Here is a 474-nt window from a genome sequence, read left to right as displayed (position 1 = left end):
GCTCAATACTCAGGCAGGGTTGTTTTCATCAAAGTGAACCACTTCGATACCGAATTTTTCTGCCACGGCATCGCCTAAGGCGCGGACGCCGTAACGTTCTGTCGCGTGGTGGCCGGCGCTGATAAATGCCACACCCGTTTCGTTGGCAAGATGATATTGCGCTTCGGAAATCTCACCGGTCAGATACGCATCGACACCTTCGTCTACGGCCGTCTGAAAAAATCCCTGCGCACCGCCGCTGCACCAGGCAATACGTTTGATTTCACGTTCAAGATCGCCGATAACAGTCGGCTTGCGGCCGAATACCGCCTCAATGCGTTCAGACAATTGCGCCAGCGTTTGCGTGGTTTTCAGACAGCCTGTATTCAACAGGTTTTGCTCGCCGAATTGTTTTTCGAGCACCCAATCGAGTTTCTCGGCCAACTGTGCGTTATTGCCTAGTTGCGGGTGCGCGTCCAGCGGCAGGTGGTAGCC

The 474-nt window shown here is 54.2% G+C and carries 1 protein-coding gene; it reads right to left on the bottom strand.

Annotated features, from left to right (window positions below):
* Positions 1-9: 9 nt before the first annotated feature.
* Positions 10-474: Nif3-like dinuclear metal center hexameric protein (locus ACTHUR_RS19835; RefSeq protein ID WP_440400508.1), on the bottom strand; the 465-nt coding region annotated here is incomplete at its 5' end.

The sequence above is a fragment of the Neisseria sp. P0021.S007 genome, from assembly GCF_051956855.1.
The sequence above is the reverse complement of the archived record's forward strand: the minus strand, read 5'-3'. Positions and strand labels throughout refer to the sequence as shown.